The 16,815-nt window shown below is 44.2% G+C and carries 14 protein-coding genes and 1 rRNA gene; 1 reads left to right on the plus strand and 14 read right to left on the minus strand.

Going from position 1 to position 16,815, the window contains the following annotated elements:
* Positions 1–18: 18 nt before the first annotated feature.
* The 5 genes from filE to FTT89_RS04050 form a co-directional block, all read right to left on the minus strand.
* Positions 19–1,266: a putative pilus assembly protein FilE gene (gene filE / locus FTT89_RS04030; RefSeq protein ID WP_180172708.1), complete on the minus strand. Its 1,248-nt coding sequence runs from the start codon at positions 1,264–1,266 to the stop codon at positions 19–21.
* On the minus strand, positions 1,260–2,924 hold the full coding sequence (locus FTT89_RS04035; RefSeq protein WP_180172709.1) for an OmpP1/FadL family transporter: 1,665 nt from the start codon (positions 2,922–2,924) through the stop codon (positions 1,260–1,262). Before FTT89_RS04035 ends, filE begins: the two co-directional genes overlap by 7 nt.
* Positions 2,925–2,936: 12 nt before the next feature.
* A complete protein-coding gene (locus tag FTT89_RS04040; RefSeq protein WP_168383803.1) occupies positions 2,937–4,106 on the minus strand; it encodes a hypothetical protein in 1,170 nt (389 codons plus the stop codon).
* A gap of 48 nt (positions 4,107–4,154) precedes the next feature.
* The gene (locus FTT89_RS04045) at positions 4,155–4,988 is read right to left on the minus strand and encodes a C39 family peptidase (RefSeq protein ID WP_045795549.1); all 834 of its coding nucleotides are present in this window, start codon (positions 4,986–4,988) and stop codon (positions 4,155–4,157) included.
* A gap of 195 nt (positions 4,989–5,183) precedes the next feature.
* Positions 5,184–6,152 (minus strand): DUF6160 family protein, encoded by a 969-nt coding sequence (locus FTT89_RS04050; protein ID WP_168383804.1) that lies wholly within the window; start codon positions 6,150–6,152, stop codon positions 5,184–5,186.
* 249 nt (positions 6,153–6,401) lie between these two features.
* Here FTT89_RS04050 and FTT89_RS04055 point away from each other — a divergent pair, with 249 nt between their 5' ends.
* Entirely contained in the window at positions 6,402–7,739 is a 1,338-nt protein-coding gene (locus FTT89_RS04055; protein WP_180172710.1) for an anthranilate synthase component I family protein, read from the plus strand.
* A 122-nt stretch (positions 7,740–7,861) separates the two neighbouring features.
* Here FTT89_RS04055 and hisC read toward each other — a convergent pair whose 3' ends face one another.
* From hisC to rrf, 9 genes are all read right to left on the minus strand, one after another.
* Positions 7,862–8,950, minus strand: a complete 1,089-nt coding sequence (hisC, locus tag FTT89_RS04060) for a histidinol-phosphate transaminase (RefSeq protein ID WP_180061802.1) — start codon at positions 8,948–8,950, stop codon at positions 7,862–7,864.
* Between the two features lie 99 nt (positions 8,951–9,049).
* Complete coding sequence (hisD, locus tag FTT89_RS04065) at positions 9,050–10,351, minus strand: histidinol dehydrogenase (RefSeq protein ID WP_163170368.1); 1,302 nt, start codon at positions 10,349–10,351, stop codon at positions 9,050–9,052.
* A gap of 184 nt (positions 10,352–10,535) precedes the next feature.
* On the minus strand, positions 10,536–11,237 hold the full coding sequence (hisG, locus tag FTT89_RS04070; protein ID WP_005179926.1) for an ATP phosphoribosyltransferase: 702 nt from the start codon (positions 11,235–11,237) through the stop codon (positions 10,536–10,538).
* On the minus strand, positions 11,237–12,493 hold the full coding sequence (murA, locus tag FTT89_RS04075) for a UDP-N-acetylglucosamine 1-carboxyvinyltransferase (protein WP_005179929.1): 1,257 nt from the start codon (positions 12,491–12,493) through the stop codon (positions 11,237–11,239). Before murA ends, hisG begins: the two co-directional genes overlap by 1 nt.
* Before the next feature lie 7 nt (positions 12,494–12,500).
* Positions 12,501–12,752 carry a BolA family iron metabolism protein IbaG gene (gene ibaG / locus FTT89_RS04080; RefSeq protein WP_005179933.1) on the minus strand — a complete coding sequence of 84 codons (252 nt, stop codon included), beginning with the start codon at positions 12,750–12,752 and terminating at the stop codon, positions 12,501–12,503.
* Between the two features lie 136 nt (positions 12,753–12,888).
* The gene (hpf, locus tag FTT89_RS04085) at positions 12,889–13,221 is read right to left on the minus strand and encodes a ribosome hibernation-promoting factor, HPF/YfiA family (protein WP_005179935.1); all 333 of its coding nucleotides are present in this window, start codon (positions 13,219–13,221) and stop codon (positions 12,889–12,891) included.
* 174 nt (positions 13,222–13,395) lie between these two features.
* A complete protein-coding gene (locus FTT89_RS04090; RefSeq protein WP_160241019.1) occupies positions 13,396–14,847 on the minus strand; it encodes an RNA polymerase factor sigma-54 in 1,452 nt (483 codons plus the stop codon).
* Between the two features lie 145 nt (positions 14,848–14,992).
* A complete protein-coding gene (locus FTT89_RS04095) occupies positions 14,993–16,243 on the minus strand; it encodes an esterase-like activity of phytase family protein (RefSeq protein ID WP_257229683.1) in 1,251 nt (416 codons plus the stop codon).
* A 226-nt stretch (positions 16,244–16,469) separates the two neighbouring features.
* A 5S ribosomal RNA gene (gene rrf / locus FTT89_RS04100) occupies positions 16,470–16,584 on the minus strand.
* Positions 16,585–16,815 lie beyond the last annotated feature (231 nt).

A 16,815-nucleotide genomic window follows, 5' to 3' on the forward strand; every position in this document is an offset into this window, starting at 1 on the left:
CCTGATGTCTCATGTTTTTTATTGATCTAAGGCAATAATTTTCAATTGGCCCTGATTACTTAACTGGCGGTTTTCCATATCGATTGCCGATGCCAGCGGGGTTAAAAGAAGATAACGGGTTTGAGCCGGCAATTGAATCACCCCTTCCACCTGCTCATGTTGCAATAAGGTGGATTGAGTATCCTGGCTCTTGTAGCCGCCTGCACCTTCAATCACACAGCCTTGCGCATCCAGAAAAACGGCAAAAGGCCAGTAAAATGTAGGTTGCCGGGTTTTAGAAGCGTATGAATTCACCTGAAGATGGCGTAAATCTCCCTCCAGCTTCACCACCTCATAATCAAATTCATCTGTTAATGGTGCACGTGGCCAGAGATTGACGTCTTTCTGTACGGCCAGGGTCTTGGCATGTTTAATTTTTTTATTGTTAAAACAGGACTGGCCTAAACTGCTGATGGCATCGGCCTGTGCAATACGATAATAAGTCGATGACAGCACCATTGGCTTGACACTTTCTGGCTGGCGTTTCTTGAACAGGCGATCCAGCACCGATTGTCCGACTCCTTTTTCACGTTCTACCACCTGCACCCGGGTCGCACCACCGCCCAATTTACTGTCAACTACGCCTTCCGGCATCATATAAAAACGCTTTTTCCCCTCCAGGTTAAATTCACTGTGTTCCAGGTATTCATTATTGACGTACTGCTCCCCTTCCATTTCGGTAAAACCGGAAGATGAAGTACGGTCTGGTTGATCAGCTTGCACAGTCTTCAATACTTTCTGAGATTCAGTTTGCGGGATGACAGATGTAATCGTTGGAGATGATGAAGCTGATACCGGTTTTGTGGTTGCCGATACAACTGGTGTGACGACAGGCTGTTCCACAACTGCTGTATCTGGTGTTTTTTGTGGGATACTTTCTGTGAGTTTTACCGTAGTGACTGGTTGAGTCGGTACAGTACTAACTGTGGGTACGATTGCAACAGCAGGAGCTCTGACAGGTTCAGAAACGGGAATTTGCGCTTGCGGCTGCGCCGGATTCAAAGCAGAGGATGCTCTACTTTGTGCCTGCGTTTTGTTTACCGGCACAGCTTCTTTTTTCGCGGCCGGCCGGGTTTCGGCCTTACGCTGTACCACCATCGGCCGGCCATCCGGGCCAATAATGGTATAAAACTCATTGGCATAACTTACACTGGCCGAGCCCAAAGACAGCGCCCAGAGTGAAGACAGGCAAATCAAGCCAGATAAACGCTTTGTCACTTTTACCATCGTGTTCTATAGCTCAGACCTAAAATTGTAATGTTGCTAGCGGTTTTGACATTCAGTCCCGCATACGGGTTGAGTAATAAGTTATTCACCCCTTCTTTGTTGGCTAGGCTACTGGTATTGGCTGGAATTTTGTCCCGGCTTTGCAGAAAGCCGATCGATAAATCCAGGTCAGTATCGGCATCAAAACGATAGCCCACACCTAAACCAAACAGACGTGCATTATTAATGGGTACCATGGTATTACGCTTGTCATCTGGAATCGCACTGGTTCGTGGTTCATAACCGGCACGCAGCTTTAAACGGTCGGTAGCAGAATATTCAATCCCGATACCCCAGCTCCATGGTGACTGGAAGCCCATCGGCAAGGCCAGTGAGCTGTCAGAGACATGTTCAGACAATAATTTGGCAATTTTCAGGGCAGAAATCTGGCGGTCAAATTCAAACTTGAACTTGTCCCAAGCAGCATAATCGGTCCAGCCGACATCAAAGTTCACCTGTAAATCTGGCATTACCTTGTATTTAATCCCGGCCTGGAAATGCGCTGGATATTCAAAATCCATCGCCACCAGCCCTGACTCACTGGCCGGAATATAGTTCGGGAAGCCTAAAATTGCCGCCAGAATTTGCCCGGTTGGGGAAGACATCAAGCCTTTAATCAGCTCACTCGGCGCCTTGGCATTATCAATATGATATTTACCTTTGAGCCGCATTTTGGCGGAGCTTTGATAGACCATACCAAAGCTGAAATCTTCACGTGGCTCCCATAACACCCCGAGGTTATAGCTTGGGCTCAGACTTTGCTCGACGGCCAGATCCATTTGTCCAAAACGACCAAACGGATTCATGCCTTCCTGTGCGTTACAAATCCCCAGCAACAGAATATCGGTAATAATATCGGAGTTTTCTTTAAACGGGGTACAGACGACTTCATCAATCATCCGCAGCATCCCGATCAGGTCATTCGGGAAACGCAAGTCGGTATTCATGGCAATGGCCTGGTAGGACATTCCCACCGATGCCCCGACTGATAGCTCATCATTGACCTGATAGGCAATTGACGGTGACAGATAGGTAATCCGTTCCAGTGCCACCTGCTGCCCCATGAAGTTACCTGGGTTGCCATCTTCAGCACCAAAACCGGCAATTAACGGCGCATACATCGCAGTAGCAAAGGTGATTTTAGACCCCGGCGGATTGTAGGCAATCCCTGCTGTTGGTGCGGCCAGTGGCATGCCTTCACCCAGATCAACAAACTTTTTCAGTACCGGCACATACAGCGATGCATATTCCACATCACCCGATACTTCACCTTTAAAGTCGGTACAAAAGTCAGCCAGAATTTCCGGTCCATCATGACAGACCAGTGGATCATCGGAATAACCAAATACGTTATAGTCGGCTGGCGCAGAAAACTCACGCTGTACATCAAAGTGCGCCAGCACCCCTTGTACATCGGTTTGCAAGCCTTCAATTTTAGTTAAGGCTGCCGGGTTAAAATGAATGGCACTAATGCCCGGTGGATCTGCCGTGACCGCGTTGCCCATGGTCAGGGAACGGATATCGACAGACAGGTTTTGTCCCAATTGTGCAAAAGCAGCACTCGAACAGCCCGATAAGATCAGCGCAGACACTAACGGGCGAAGTCGAATTATTTTCATACGACCAGCCTCTTAGCGAAGTTTCTTACCAAAGCCCAGAATATCGAGTGGGAAAGACAGACCTAAAGACACATCCGGTGCATCTTCTGTCAAACCAATACCAACAGTACCATTGACAATCGTTTCAGGAGAAACGCGCACCCCTAAAGAAATGGCTAGGGTAGAACTGGTCTGATCGGCCGGAGAATAGCTTTCGCCGGTGTGATAGAGGAATTCAGCGCCAGTATTAAAACTCTGCTGATACGACATGGTCATTGAAACATCGTAGTTAAAGGAATAGGCAAAACCAAAGGCGAAACCACCACTAATGCCCGGCTCAAATTCCTCAATAATACGTGGGCCACGAACTTGGTTTAAGCCCGACTCTTTAAAACCATAATTGGCGGAGACCGAAGCGAATAACACCACTGGGTCGATATATTTACGCGTACTGGCTCCAATCCCTGCAGAATAATAGCCCTTACCGGTCGCAAGTTCGGTAGTGCTATTAATTTCATACGGGCTATCACCGGTTTTGGTCGAAAGATTTCCGAATAAAATTAGTGGCAAACGGCCGGCTTTTAAAGGGAAAGGTTCCCAGCGTGCGCCTAAAGAAATATCTCCCAGACCCGCGGTATTCGCATCTTTTAATTGATCGGTCTTGGCCACCAAAGGTAAAGAGGCGGTTAAGGTCAGGTTATCCAATAATCCATATTGAACGGTGAAGGTGTTGGTCAATGCATGCGATGCATTTTCCTGAACACGCAACTGATAGATTTGGCCTTGCGCCATTTCCATATCAATTTGCGTATCACGATAATAGGTATAATCAATATCGTAATAAGATGAGATATTGCCTTTTTTGATTAAGGAATATTGGCGTTCATTGGAGGTAAAGACTTCTTCCAGATTGGCTTCTTTGGTAGCATCCCCTTCCTGCTGCTGTAACGCAGTTGATGCAGCCTGCTCAGCACTCGGTGCAGTCGCTGTTGCTGTTTCAATATTGGCCTCAGCAACTGCTTCAGTGCTAACTTCTTCAGGGCTTGAGTTTTCTGCTGGAGCTGTGGCTTCTGACGCAAGCTGCTGCTCTTCTACTGTTTCATCTTGTCCTAATTGTGGCTCTTCTGCAGCATAAGCAGCTGCGCCCCAGACCATTTGGATACTGATGGCCAATACGGTTTTATTCATCCATTTAGATTTCATCTTCTTCCCTTCCAATTTTTAATTTTTTTTCGTTTTTAAAGTAAATATTTACTTACTTTTATAATAGAGTCTTAAAAAGTTGTACTGATGTTCGCCGAAATTCTCTGACTCAGGATTCATGTTTCGTTCTAAACGAATGGTCGAGGCTTTATCGGCAATTTTGTCCATATAGAATTGTGGATATTGAATATTGACAAAGGCATGATGGTTAACAGTGGCATCTTCAACATGGCGCATATCACTATCCTGTAAAGCCAAGAAGTCTTTACGATATTCAGGCGCCACATTAATCAGGAACAAGGTATTGTTTTCCCACACCTCTTTAAAACGCTGCTCATCAAAACTGATATTCCCCAGTGCCGGGTCGGCCACATAGACCCGGCCATCCTTATAGGCCTTATACACCACAAAATGCTTAAAACCGGCATAGGAAATCGGCACAATTGCGGGCTGGCCCTGCTTGACCAGATCTGAAAATTCCCCACGATAGCCGCCACTTTCCATGCCCAATGCAGCAACAAAACGTTTCATATCCAGCAAAGAGAAACTACGCCGTTCAATAATGCGCTCATATTCCCCATAACGTAGCAAACCACTCATGGTCTGCTGCTCTGTCAATCGGGTTCCGACATAACCATTTAACAGCGTGGTTAAAGCGGCCGATCCACAGCTATAGTCATAAGCCTGACGTACAATGCCCCGGAATTGATCTTGTAAAGCAGGTTGAATACGTACAGGCTCACGATGCATACGGGTAAAAGAAGAATTGCGGGAATCCAGTGTCTCCGTATAGCGTACGGTTTCCGGATGTTGTTCCTTTAAGTCGAAGGCTTGTGTGGCAGCGTAATACATCAATGCCGAGCCTAATGCGATCTCTAACATAATTTTTTACTTTTCAAGTTCCAGGCAGCTCTGCCAGTTCATTTTTTATTTTTAGAGTAAGAACTCTACTTCCATGTATTTAGCAAGATACCTTTTTTTTAGAAAAAAAACAGTATTTTTTTATATTTTTGCCAACTTTTACAGTTTTTGTGTAAAAAAAAGCGCGTGAAAACACGCGCTTTTTCAATAGAAGACTTAGTGACCACGAATAGTGATAACCGCCCCCGGAAGATATTGACCAGCCGCTGGGCTGAAATAGGTTTGCATACCTTGAATTTCAACATCACCGATAGATGCAGCATCTCGGCTACCTAAATGAACACCTTGTACATAGTGATCTTTAGCACCACCATGGCTAATCATCTGGATATAACCTTTGTCATCCGGGTTGCTGACACTTGCCCCCATAACACGCACATCTTGTGTAATGGTTAAGTTATTAGCATCTGCATCGGCAATTTTAATACTTTCAATAAAGATCTCACCTGCTGCACGCTCAGCACTTGCCGTTGAGTTATCCAGAATACCCAAATTATTAATTTCAAGACCACCAATCATCGTAGTATTCAGTTTAATCATCGCCCCTTGTGGCGCAGCACCTAACTGGATATTGGCTGACATTGGGCCTGTCTTAAGCGATAAGCCTGAAATAATGGCATTATAATTCGAATCTACACCACCACGGCGAAGTGTCGAGGTTGTGCTTGCGCTGCCTTGCACACCCGAAGCAGTTACACCAATTTCACCAATTTTAATATCCAGACCAGACACATCAGCTGCGATGTTAATAAAGGCTGTGTTACCACTACCTGCACCGGCATCAGAGTCAATTTTTAAATCTGCCAAGTTACGAGATTCAAGTAGATAAGCACCTGCATCATCATAGTTAGCACCAACGACGATACCAAAGTTTTCATTCGCATCACCAGCAATGCCATTCCCTTGAATAACAATCGCACCAGCATTATCAATGGTACCATTTAAACCATCATTATCATGGATAAAGAGCTTTTCAATTTCAATTTTTGAAATACCGATACCAATCGATAAACCATCTTGACCTGTGGTTGCGCTAAGTGCTGAATCATCCATTGCCTGCATTGCAAATGCATTTGCACTTAATGCCATTGAAGATACTAAAGCTAGTTTAGTAAATGTTTTCATATTTACTCTCCCAAGAGTATTATTTTTTTGATTGTTACCACTCTTGTGCAGCGGGTTGATTATTTGTTTTTAGCAACCTGCTACGTATTTCCTTGAGCGGCTGGATAGCACTAACAAAGTTATCCCCCTGTCAAATTTTGTTCAACTGCTATTGATCATATTTTTCAGCTTGCCGATAAACGGTCATAAGCATTTTCTTGGCGCAGAATCAGGTAAAATAGATATTTATTGTTGATTTTCTCCAAATTTATGGCCACCTCATCTTTCTACAAACAAGTACTTTGTGAATCCTCCTATACCCCAGCAGAAATTTTAAAGGCGCTGGGTTCACTCTCACATCTTGTTTATTTAGAAAATAATGGCCAACCGATTATTGGCTTATCGGCAAAACATTACTACCTTATTCAACAAAATAAATGGCAGTATTTTAAGCAACACAGTTTTAATCATTATCTTGAAGAAACAGCAGCGCCTTCTTTAGATGACTTTTTGCAGCCAACTGGTTGTATTGGCGACAGTTATTTTAAAGGTGGACTGATCGGTTTTATCAGCTACGATTATGCCGCCCAACAGCACATTCATACTCAAAGCAAAGCTCAACCGTGTTTATTTCTAGGACAATTTCACAGTTTTCTAACTCTGGAAAATGGGCACTGGTATTTCACCAGCGATGAGCAGCAAGCCGAATTTTTATTGACTTATATTCAAAATTTGTTGGCTCAAAAACAGGAGAATTCATTTAAATTAACTCAGGCCTGTACCGCACGCTGGAATAAAACTGAATATCAACAGGCCTTTAATCAAGTCCAGGATTATATTGTTGCAGGTGATTGTTATCAGATTAATTTAACCCAGGAATTTAAAGGTTCTGCGGAAGGATTATTATTAAATACCGCTGCTGATTTTTGGGCGCTAACCCATGCTCCTTATGCTGGTTATTTAAAAATAAATGACTTTGAATTACTTAGCTGTTCACCTGAATTATTTATTGATTTTCTGCCTCATCGGCAACTCCTCACCAAACCGATTAAAGGCACCATGCCACGCTATACAGATCCACGATTAGATGAGCAATCTAAACAGACCTTAAAAAATTCTGAAAAAGATCAAGCTGAAAATGTGATGATCGTCGATTTACTGCGTAATGATCTGAGTGTCTATGCCGAAACCGGTTCAGTAAAAACGCCGAAGTTATTCAATATTGAATCATTTAAACAAGTACATCATATGGTGAGTGAAATCACCGCGACGTTAAAAGCAGAGATCAATCCACTAGATGTATTGCTGTCTGCACTTCCGGGCGGCTCGATTACTGGCGCCCCTAAAATTCGCGCCATGCAGATTATTGAAGAGCTGGAAGGCAAACCACGCGGGGCCTATTGCGGATCAATGGGTTATTTTAATTTTGATGGTACCGGTTCCTGGAATATTCTGATTCGCTCAATTCAAAAATATCAACACGAAGTTTCGTTATGGGCCGGTGGTGGTATTACCATTGCCTCTGATTGTGATGCAGAATATCAGGAATGTTTTGATAAGGTTTCGGCGATGCTGGATTTACTCAATACCTGGTACACACCTGAATAAATAAAAAGCGACTCAATTGAGTCGCTTTTTTATGAATCCCTCCCCTTGAGAACCATTGTTTCTCACCTTTTCTAGAGGGAAGAGTTCCCTCCTTTATCAAAGGAGGGTTAGGGTGGATTCACTTAAGCCAAAATCTCGTTTTTCAAAGTATCCACTAAACGCTGGTTTTGTTCATCGGTACCGATGGTGATCCGAAGGAATTGGTTAATCCGTGGCTTGTTAAAATAACGCACAATGATGCCACGTTCACGCAATTCAGCTGCCAATTCACCCGCGTCTTTACTTAGCAGTGAAGCAAAAATAAAGTTGGCACTCGATGGCAATACCTTAAAACCCAGCTCAGCCAGCTGAGCTACCAGTGTTTCGCGACTCGCAATCACTTTCTGGTTCTGCGCTTCAAAGTATTCCTGATCTTCAAACGATGCGACAGCTGCTGCAATCGCGAAACGATCCATTGGATAAGAGTTAAAGCTGTTTTTCACCGCTTCCAGCGCAGCAATTAAATGTGGCTGGGCAATCGCAAAACCGACCCGTAAACCAGCCAAAGAACGCGATTTAGATGTGGTTTGACATACCACTAAATTCTCGTATTTTTCCACCAGGCTGACCGCAGATTCGGCACCAAAGTCTACATAGGCCTCATCAATCACCACAACTGAGTTTGGATTGGCTTGAAGCACTTCCTCAATGGCAGCCAGGCCCATATCAATACTGGTTGGTGCATTCGGATTGGTAATAATAATGCCGCCATTTGGCTGCTTATAATCATCCACCACAATTTCAAAATTGTCATTTAGAGGGATGACCTGGGTATTGACCCCAAAAAACTGGCTATAGACCGGGTAGAAACTATAGGTAATATCCGGATACAACAGCGGCAGATCCTGAACAAAGAAGGCTTTAAAAATATGCGCCAGCACTTCATCAGAACCATTGCCGACAAAAACCTGCTCAACCGGCACCTGCTGCTGTTTGGCAATGGCCTGTTTTAACTCGGAGGCATCCGGATCTGGATACAAACGTAACGCATCCGCCGAGTTTGCCAGTACCTTCTGCACTGCTTCCACCACTTTTGGCGATGGCGGATACGGGTTTTCATTGGTATTCAGTTTAAGTAAATTCTGGATTTTCGGTTGTTCGCCCGGTACGTACGGTTCTAATTCACGTACTGCCGGACTCCAGAAACGCATTTGTTCGGTGGTGATATTCATTTTTAAATTCTCAAAGTTCCCTCTCCTGAGCAAGTTTTAAAGCACAGCTTTAAAATGAAGCGCAAGTGAGGGCTAGGGAGAGGTTTTCTATTTCTTTAATTACTGATAACGATAACGTGCTGATCTCGCATGTGCATCCAGGTTCTCTTGCTGCGCCAATACATCCGCAGTTTTGGCCAGAGTTTTCACCCCTTCTTGCGAACACATGATCAGGCTAGAACGTTTCTGGAAATCATACACACCCAGCGGTGAGGAGAAACGCGCAGTACCTGAGGTTGGCAGCACGTGGTTTGGACCAGCACAGTAATCCCCAATCGCTTCAGGGGTATAACGTCCCATAAAGATTGCCCCGGCATGACGAATATCTTCTGCCATCACTTGCGGATCATCCATGCATAATTCCAGGTGTTCAGGTGCCACCTGATTAATTAACTCAATCGCTTCCTGACGATCCTTCACCAATACCAATGCACCACGGTTTTCAATCGAGGTACGGGCGATCTCAGCTTTTGGCAATGCTTCTAGGTGCTTTTCAATCCAGCCATCAACAGCATTCAATAATTCCTCATCCGGTGTAATGAATACTGCTTGTGCGACGGTATCGTGCTCGGCTTGTGACAATAAATCCATCGCCAACCACTCTGCATTATTCTCGCCTTCGGCATAAACTAAAATTTCCGAAGGTCCGGCGATCATATCAATACCGACTTGACCAAATACCGCACGTTTTGCTGCTGCGACAAAACGGTTACCCGGGCCGGTAATTTTGTCGACCGATGGAATGGTTTCTGTTCCATAGGCCAGCGCCGCGACCGCTTGTGCACCACCAATGGTAAACAGACGTGTCACGCCCGCTAAATAGGCCGCCGCCAGCACCAGTGGATTCAACTCACCATTCGGCGCCGGAACCACCATGATAATTTCAGGCACACCCGCGACATGCGCAGGAACAGCATTCATGAGTACTGAAGATGGATAAGACGCCAGACCACCCGGCACGTAAATGCCCACGCGGTCCAGTGGCGTGACTTTCTGACCCAAGGTATTGCCCAAGGCATCAACATAGGTCCAGCCATCCTGCTTTTGCGCCTGGTGGAATTCACGGATACGTGCTGCAGCCAGCTCCAGTGCCTCACGCACCTCACGATTCAATCCATCAAAAGCGGCTTTAAGCTGTTCCTGGGTCAGTTCTAGATCTGAAAATTGATGCGCGGGATGTCGATCGAACTGCTGAGTTAATTTAAGAACATGAGCATCACCATGCTGACGGACATCAGCAATGATTTGGTCTACGGTTTTTAACAGTTCTGGATCACTCACTGTTTCAAAAGCCAACAAGTCAGCAAACACCTGCTTGAAGTTCTGATCTTGAGTCGATAAACGTCGCATCAATTTACCCACAAGGTTGATATGGAAAAGATTAGTTTACCTGTTTTCAAGGCTTTTGTGGGTATCAATCGCGCATTGGGCCACGGACTTTTATGGAAAATTACTTTTGCTCAAATTGAAGAAAAGTATTAACAGGACTGTTCTCATAGACCGCCATAAAAAACCGCTCTCAAGAGCGGTCTTTTATTTGAACAACTTACGCCTGTTTGGCCTGTTCACGATCAGCCACAGCCTGTTCTAGCTGGGCAATAATCGGATTTAACAACGCCTGTTTACGTTTAAAACTGGCTTTGTTGACGATTAAACGGGAAGATACTTTACAGATTTCTTCCAGTGGTTCTAAACCATTGGCACGTAACGTATTTCCGGTATCGACCACATCGACAATGTAATCACCCAGGCCGACCAGCGGTGCCAGTTCCATCGAACCGTAAAGCTTGATCACATCAACCTGTTCACCCAGGCTGGCATAGTATTGACGGGTCAGGTTCACATATTTGGTCGCAATTTTTAAGCGGCCTTTTGGACGAACCATACCGACTTTACCCGCTGTCATCAGTTTACAGTTGGCAATTTTTAAATCTAATGGTTCATAGACATTTTGTGCGCCATGTTCCATCAAGACATCTTTACCTGCCACACCTAAATCTGCTGCGCCATTTTCCACATAGGTCGGCACATCAGAAGCACGTAAAATCAGAATACGCACCTGTTTATGGGTGGTTGGAAAAATTAACTTACGGGATTTTTCAGGATCTTCCAGCAAGTTAATGCCCGCTGTTTCCAGCAGCGGCAGTGTCTCTTTTAAAATACGTCCCTTACTTAATGCTAAAGTTAAACCATGATCAAAATTGCCCATTACGTCAAAGTTTGGATCATCGTTTCTCATATCGCTCATTAACTTACTCGCTTAATTTGGGCACCTAAACCTTGTAACTTCGCTTCGACATTTTCATAACCGCGATCAATATGATAAATACGGTCAATCAGTGTTTCCCCTTCAGCCGCCAGAGCTGCTAACACTAAAGAGAACGAAGCACGTAAATCTGTAGCCATGACAGGTGCTGCAGATAATTTTTCTACACCGGTTACCACAGCATCATTGCCTTCAACCTGAATATTGGCGCCCATACGTGCCAATTCAGGAACATGCATAAAACGGTTTTCAAAAATCGTTTCAGAGATGGTGGCAAAACCACGACCAACGGCATTCACTGCCATCAACTGGGCCTGCATATCGGTCGGGAAATCTGGATGTGGCAAAGTACGGAAGCTGACCGCTTTCGGACGTTTACCCATCATATCCAGTTCAATCCAGTCATCCCCACGGGTGACTTCTGCGCCCATCTCTTCAAATTTGTCTAGCACCGATTCCAGCAGGGCCGGATCGGTATGCGTGGTTTTAATCTTGCCACCAGTAATGGCTGCCGCCGCCAGATAGGAACCGGTTTCAATCCGGTCCGCCACTACCGCATATTCACAGCCGTGCAGACTTTCTACACCAGTTACCACCAAAGTATCGGTATCCAGGCCTTCGATTTTGGCACCCATCTTAATCAGCATTTGTGCCAGATCGGTGATTTCCGGTTCACGCGCAGCATTCCGGATGGTGGTGACACCATCCGCCAGCACGGCAGCCATCAAGATATTTTCAGTGCCGCCTACGGTTACCATATCAAAAACCACTTCGCCGCCTTTTAAGCGGCCATCGACTTTGGCATGTACATAGCCATTTTCGACCTGGATTTCTGCACCTAAAGCTTCTAAAGCTTTTAAATGCTGATCGACCGGACGCGAACCAATCGCACAGCCGCCCGGGAGTGATACTTGTGCACTGCCATAGCGCGCCAATAGCGGTCCAAGCACCAAAATAGACGCACGCATGGTTTTAACGAGCTCATACGGTGCAAACTGGTTGTTCAGGGTCGAGGTATCGGCCACCACAGTATCGCCTTCATAAGACATGGTGATACCGAGGCCCGCAATGAGTTTAACCAGTGTGTTTACATCTTTCAGATTAGGCACATTGGTCAGGGTAATAGGTGAGTCGGCCAGAATCATGGCAGCCAGTAATGGCAATGCTGCATTCTTTGCACCAGAAATGCGCACTTCACCTTCGAGCTTAATACCGCCCTGAATTAAAAATTTATCCATTAATTTATTAAGCTCCGAATAAGCTTGCTTTACGCCATTCTTCTTTGGTCATTGCTTTAATTGTTACCGCATGAACTTCACCGCTGGCGATCAAGGCATTAATCGGCGCATACACTGCCTGTTGGCGTGCAACAAGACGTTTGCCTTCAAACTGATCATCGACAATACGAAGATCAAATTTACCACCCTGCCCACTAACGACTACATCTGCCTCTGGAAAAGCAGCTTTTAAAATTTCAGCGAGCTGTTCATTATTCATCACAAGACCTCTTATAGGACCAACGGTGTAAAACCGGTCATTTTACTATAAATGAAAAAAATAATTCATTAGTCACATACATTATATATATAAAAAAAGAGGTTTTTTAAAAACCTCTTTTTGCCGATTGTTTCAGCTAAATCGCGACAGGCTGATAAACCAGCTGCATTTTGCGATGCTTGTCTAATTGGCGTTTTAATTTTTCTGACATTTTCTTAATCGATGTATACATATCATCAGCACAGGCCTGGGCAAACAGCTCCGTTCCAGGTAAACGGATAATCGCTTCTGCGATATGGTTGGCACTGCCTTTTTTAGAATGCTTATCGATCTGATGATCTTTACTGAGCTTCACCTGCATACTATTGACCTGATCCAGATGTTTGGTCATTTGCGCGAACTTTGCTTTTATATTTTCTTCAATTGCAGGTGTAATTGATAAATGATGGCCACGAATTGTTATTTGCATAATTCTATCCCTCACCTTCGTTAGGATTAGACGAGTCATCATCAAAATGATTCACGTACAGGACCAGAACTGCTGCTCAGTGATACCTTCATGCAATCATTTTGACTCATCCTCATAGAAAAAAGATTCATTATGTTGTCATAATGAATCTCTAGAATAGGCAGATTTTCAAAACTAGATCAAGACTTTTCTTTCAGAAGAAGATGGAATATGTAAAGATTCGCGATATTTTGCAACCGTACGTCGCGCCACATCAATTCCCTCTTCTTTTAAAATATTGGCAATTGCGTTATCAGACAAAGGCTTACGCAGGTTCTCTTCAGCAATCAGTTTTTTGATCTTGGCACGAATCGCAGTTGACGATGCTTCACCGCCCGATGTAGTGCCAACATGACTTGAAAAGAAATATTTCAACTCAAACAGGCCACGCGGGGTCAGCATATATTTATTGGTGGTCACGCGGGATACCGTAGATTCATGCAGCTCGACCTCTTCGGCAATATCGCGTAGCACCAAAGGTTTCATGCCTTCTGCGCCAATTTCCAGAAAAGTACGCTGATGCTCAACAATACAGGTTGCCACTTTGAGTAAGGTTTTATGCCGCTCATCAATACTCTTGATAAAGTTTTTGGCTTCCAGCATCTGGTTACGCAAATACTGATTGTCATCACTCTGATCGGCACGACGAATCATATTGGCATAAAACGAGTTAACCCGGAGCTTTGGCATGACATCCGGATTCAGCTGTACCTGCCAGCTGTCATTTTTCTTCATCACCACCACATCTGGAATCTGATAATCCGACTCTTTATCTTCAAACTCCATACCCGGATGCGGTTTCAAGGTTTTCAGCAACTCGACCGCACATTTCAGCTGATCGGTGTTTAAACCGGTCTGCTTGAGTAGTTTTGGAATTTCATTGCTGATTAATAACTCATAATGGGTCATCAACTGCATAGCATCCTGACGACATGGGGTATTTGTCGGCAGACTTTCCAGCTGGATCAACAGACATTCCGCCAGATGACGCGAACCAACCCCCACCGGCTCCAGCCGTTGAATATGTTTCAACACCACCAGCACTTCATCGTCTTCGATGCTGTCTTCATACTCCATCGAATCGAGCAGATGCTGGACCGAAGCAGTAATCTCGCTGATATCGCTTTCCAGAAAGCCCTTATCATCCAGAGAATCAATAATGCAGTAAGCAATCAGCTGGTCAATTTTAGAAAAATGCAGCAGGTTAATCTGCTCCAGCATATGCTCTTTTAAACCCAGCACACCCTGACGGTTATCTTCACGCTCTTCATATTCTGGCGTACCTAAACTAGTCGGCTGATGGGTATAAACATCATCCCAGTCGGTATCGACCGGTAAATCATCTGGCAGATGATCGGCATTTAATTCATTGGTTAAATCTTTTTGATCACGATCTGTATCTGCCGCTGACAGACTCTCAACATCGGCCTGTTCTTCAACTTTCTCTAATAATGGATTACTATCGAGCTGTAATTGAATTTCTTGCTCAAGTTCTAAACTTGATAATTGAAGTAAACGAATGGCCTGTTGCAACTGGGGTGTCAATGACAGGGAGTTGGCAACTTTTAATCCCACTGATAACTTCATACTACCCACCTTTTTTAATACCGCGTTTTATAAGCAATTTTTATGCCTGTTTTGATTTTTATAGCATGCTTTTGTTAAAAAATATACAAAAAAATTTTCATAAAGAAAGGCCACCCGAGGTGACCTTCTGTAATTGCTGATAAATTTAGAACAATGCTTTTGGCAAACGGATCTGAATAATTTCATTATCATCGGCCAGATTGGCATTTCGCCCGCTTGAACCAGGAAAGTTATTATCATTCAGCACAGTAATCAGGTCTGGACCTTCAATGACAATATCTTCAATGGTCTGAAACGGAAAACCAAAACGCTCACCGGTCGCAATATCGCCCGCTCGCGCAGTGCCATAAAGTAAATCCGGATTGGCAATATCCATCAAATTGACCAGATCTTCTCTCTGCATATTCTGACCAGCGGTGCTGAGCGTGACTTTAATCAGCTTTTTATAGCCCAGCAGATCGTTTTCACTATCATCCCGTTCAATAATAATTCCTTCAGTCGGGCTATACAGCTGAAAATCACCAATCGCGGTGGCGCTAGTATGCAATGGAAAATAATAATATTTGCCTGTATAGGCTTTTTTTGCCAAATCAAATTCAGACACGATTAAACGATTAGAACTATCGTTCAGTAATGGCTTTTCCAACAGCGGATACAGATATTTTCCATCTTGAGAGATCGCCATGCCTTCAAAACCACCGCTACGCTGTACCAGTGGTTCAACAAAATTCAGCTGTTCTTTATTGAACTGATTCTGAGGTGAACGCAGCTCTTGCGCCGGATTCAGTGGATTCGGTAATGGAATTGGCGGGCTCAGCAATATACCCTCAGCAGAAAAATGGAGTAAATAGGGTCCAAACTCATCTCCAATCCAGATCTCGCCATTCGGTGCGCGTTGTATCGATTCCGGATCAAAATCTGCACCAGTTAATAAACGTTCGGCCGTGTCTTGATGGACAATAGAAAAGGGAATCAGTTTATTTGGATCACGCAGCTGCACATAACTTAAATGCTTTACTTCAGTGTTAGTTGCTATTTTTGTTCTAAAGGTCGGTTGAATCACATGCAAACGCAGCAGATAGTCAGCCGAGTTATCTTGCGTGCCAAAACCATTGTCAGACATCATCAGATAAGTCCCATCATTATTTTTTAAAGCAGCCGAAAAACCTTGCACAGGCTGCCCAGAAAATGGCGGCAAAATTCCGTTTGCACCGGTCACATATGCACCGGAATCTGGTCCTTCTGCATAGGTGGCCACATCCAGTTTTGCAAAAGCCACCAAAGTTGGCTCATTGATCAAGGGTGTAGGCGTCACCTGCGTCTTTTCATCAGAATCATTACATCCGTTCAAGCCCAACACAACGGCCATAAAAAGGCCAATAGATCTTTTTTTCATAAAGTTTAAAAATAGCAATTGGGGAAACCATTCAAACAAGAAAAAATGACAGTGTTGGGATGATTCAGTGACAATTTAAAGACCGGTTTTTGCGACCGAATACTTGTCTTTCTATTTATTTGATCATGATGCTTAGATACTTTTCTGGGACTTATAATTCTTTAGCTTTATTAAAAGCATAAAAAAATCCCCCTGCTATTTAAGCTCGGGGGATTTTGAATTAATGAGCTGGCGATGACTTACTCTCACATGGGTAACCCCACACTACCATCAGCGCTAAGAGGTTTCACTTCTGAGTTCGGGAAGGGATCAGGTGGTTCACTCTTGCTATTGTCGCCAGCACAACTGTTATGGACTTGTTCGGGTCTTAGTTACTTTGCTTAAGCTTGATGCTTTTGCATGTAATGCCTTACTTTGTTCCAAATGAGTTATTAACGGATTGGCTATTGGGTCAAAATTTTATTGTGTCGCATTAACTAAATCAAGGATTAGTTTAGAATTCAGCTTGATACAACAACTGTTTGGGTGTTGTATAGTCAAGCCTCACGAGCAATTAGTATTGGTCAGCTTCA

The sequence above is a fragment of the Acinetobacter sp. YH01025 genome, from assembly GCF_013420185.1.
Taxonomy (GTDB): domain Bacteria; phylum Pseudomonadota; class Gammaproteobacteria; order Pseudomonadales; family Moraxellaceae; genus Acinetobacter; species Acinetobacter indicus.

Bases quoted from the DNA above. Each gene is read 5' to 3' on its own strand.
- ibaG (WP_005179933.1), bottom strand. From the start codon at position 12,752: ATGAATAATGAACAGCTCGCTGAAATTTTAAAAGCTGCTTTTCCAGAG.
- hisC (WP_180061802.1), bottom strand. From the start codon at position 8,950: ATGAATATCACCACCGAACAAATGCGTTTCTGGAGTCCGGCAGTACGT.
- FTT89_RS04095 (WP_257229683.1), bottom strand. From the start codon at position 16,243: ATGAAAAAAAGATCTATTGGCCTTTTTATGGCCGTTGTGTTGGGCTTG.
- FTT89_RS04055 (WP_180172710.1), top strand. From the start codon at position 6,402: ATGGCCACCTCATCTTTCTACAAACAAGTACTTTGTGAATCCTCCTAT.
- hpf (WP_005179935.1), bottom strand. From the start codon at position 13,221: ATGCAAATAACAATTCGTGGCCATCATTTATCAATTACACCTGCAATT.
- FTT89_RS04045 (WP_045795549.1), bottom strand. From the start codon at position 4,988: ATGTTAGAGATCGCATTAGGCTCGGCATTGATGTATTACGCTGCCACA.
- filE (WP_180172708.1), bottom strand. From the start codon at position 1,266: ATGGTAAAAGTGACAAAGCGTTTATCTGGCTTGATTTGCCTGTCTTCA.
- hisG (WP_005179926.1), bottom strand. From the start codon at position 11,237: ATGAGCGATATGAGAAACGATGATCCAAACTTTGACGTAATGGGCAAT.
- FTT89_RS04035 (WP_180172709.1), bottom strand. From the start codon at position 2,924: ATGAAAATAATTCGACTTCGCCCGTTAGTGTCTGCGCTGATCTTATCG.
- FTT89_RS04090 (WP_160241019.1), bottom strand. From the start codon at position 14,847: ATGAAGTTATCAGTGGGATTAAAAGTTGCCAACTCCCTGTCATTGACA.
- FTT89_RS04050 (WP_168383804.1), bottom strand. From the start codon at position 6,152: ATGAAAACATTTACTAAACTAGCTTTAGTATCTTCAATGGCATTAAGT.
- murA (WP_005179929.1), bottom strand. From the start codon at position 12,493: ATGGATAAATTTTTAATTCAGGGCGGTATTAAGCTCGAAGGTGAAGTG.
- FTT89_RS04040 (WP_168383803.1), bottom strand. From the start codon at position 4,106: ATGAAATCTAAATGGATGAATAAAACCGTATTGGCCATCAGTATCCAA.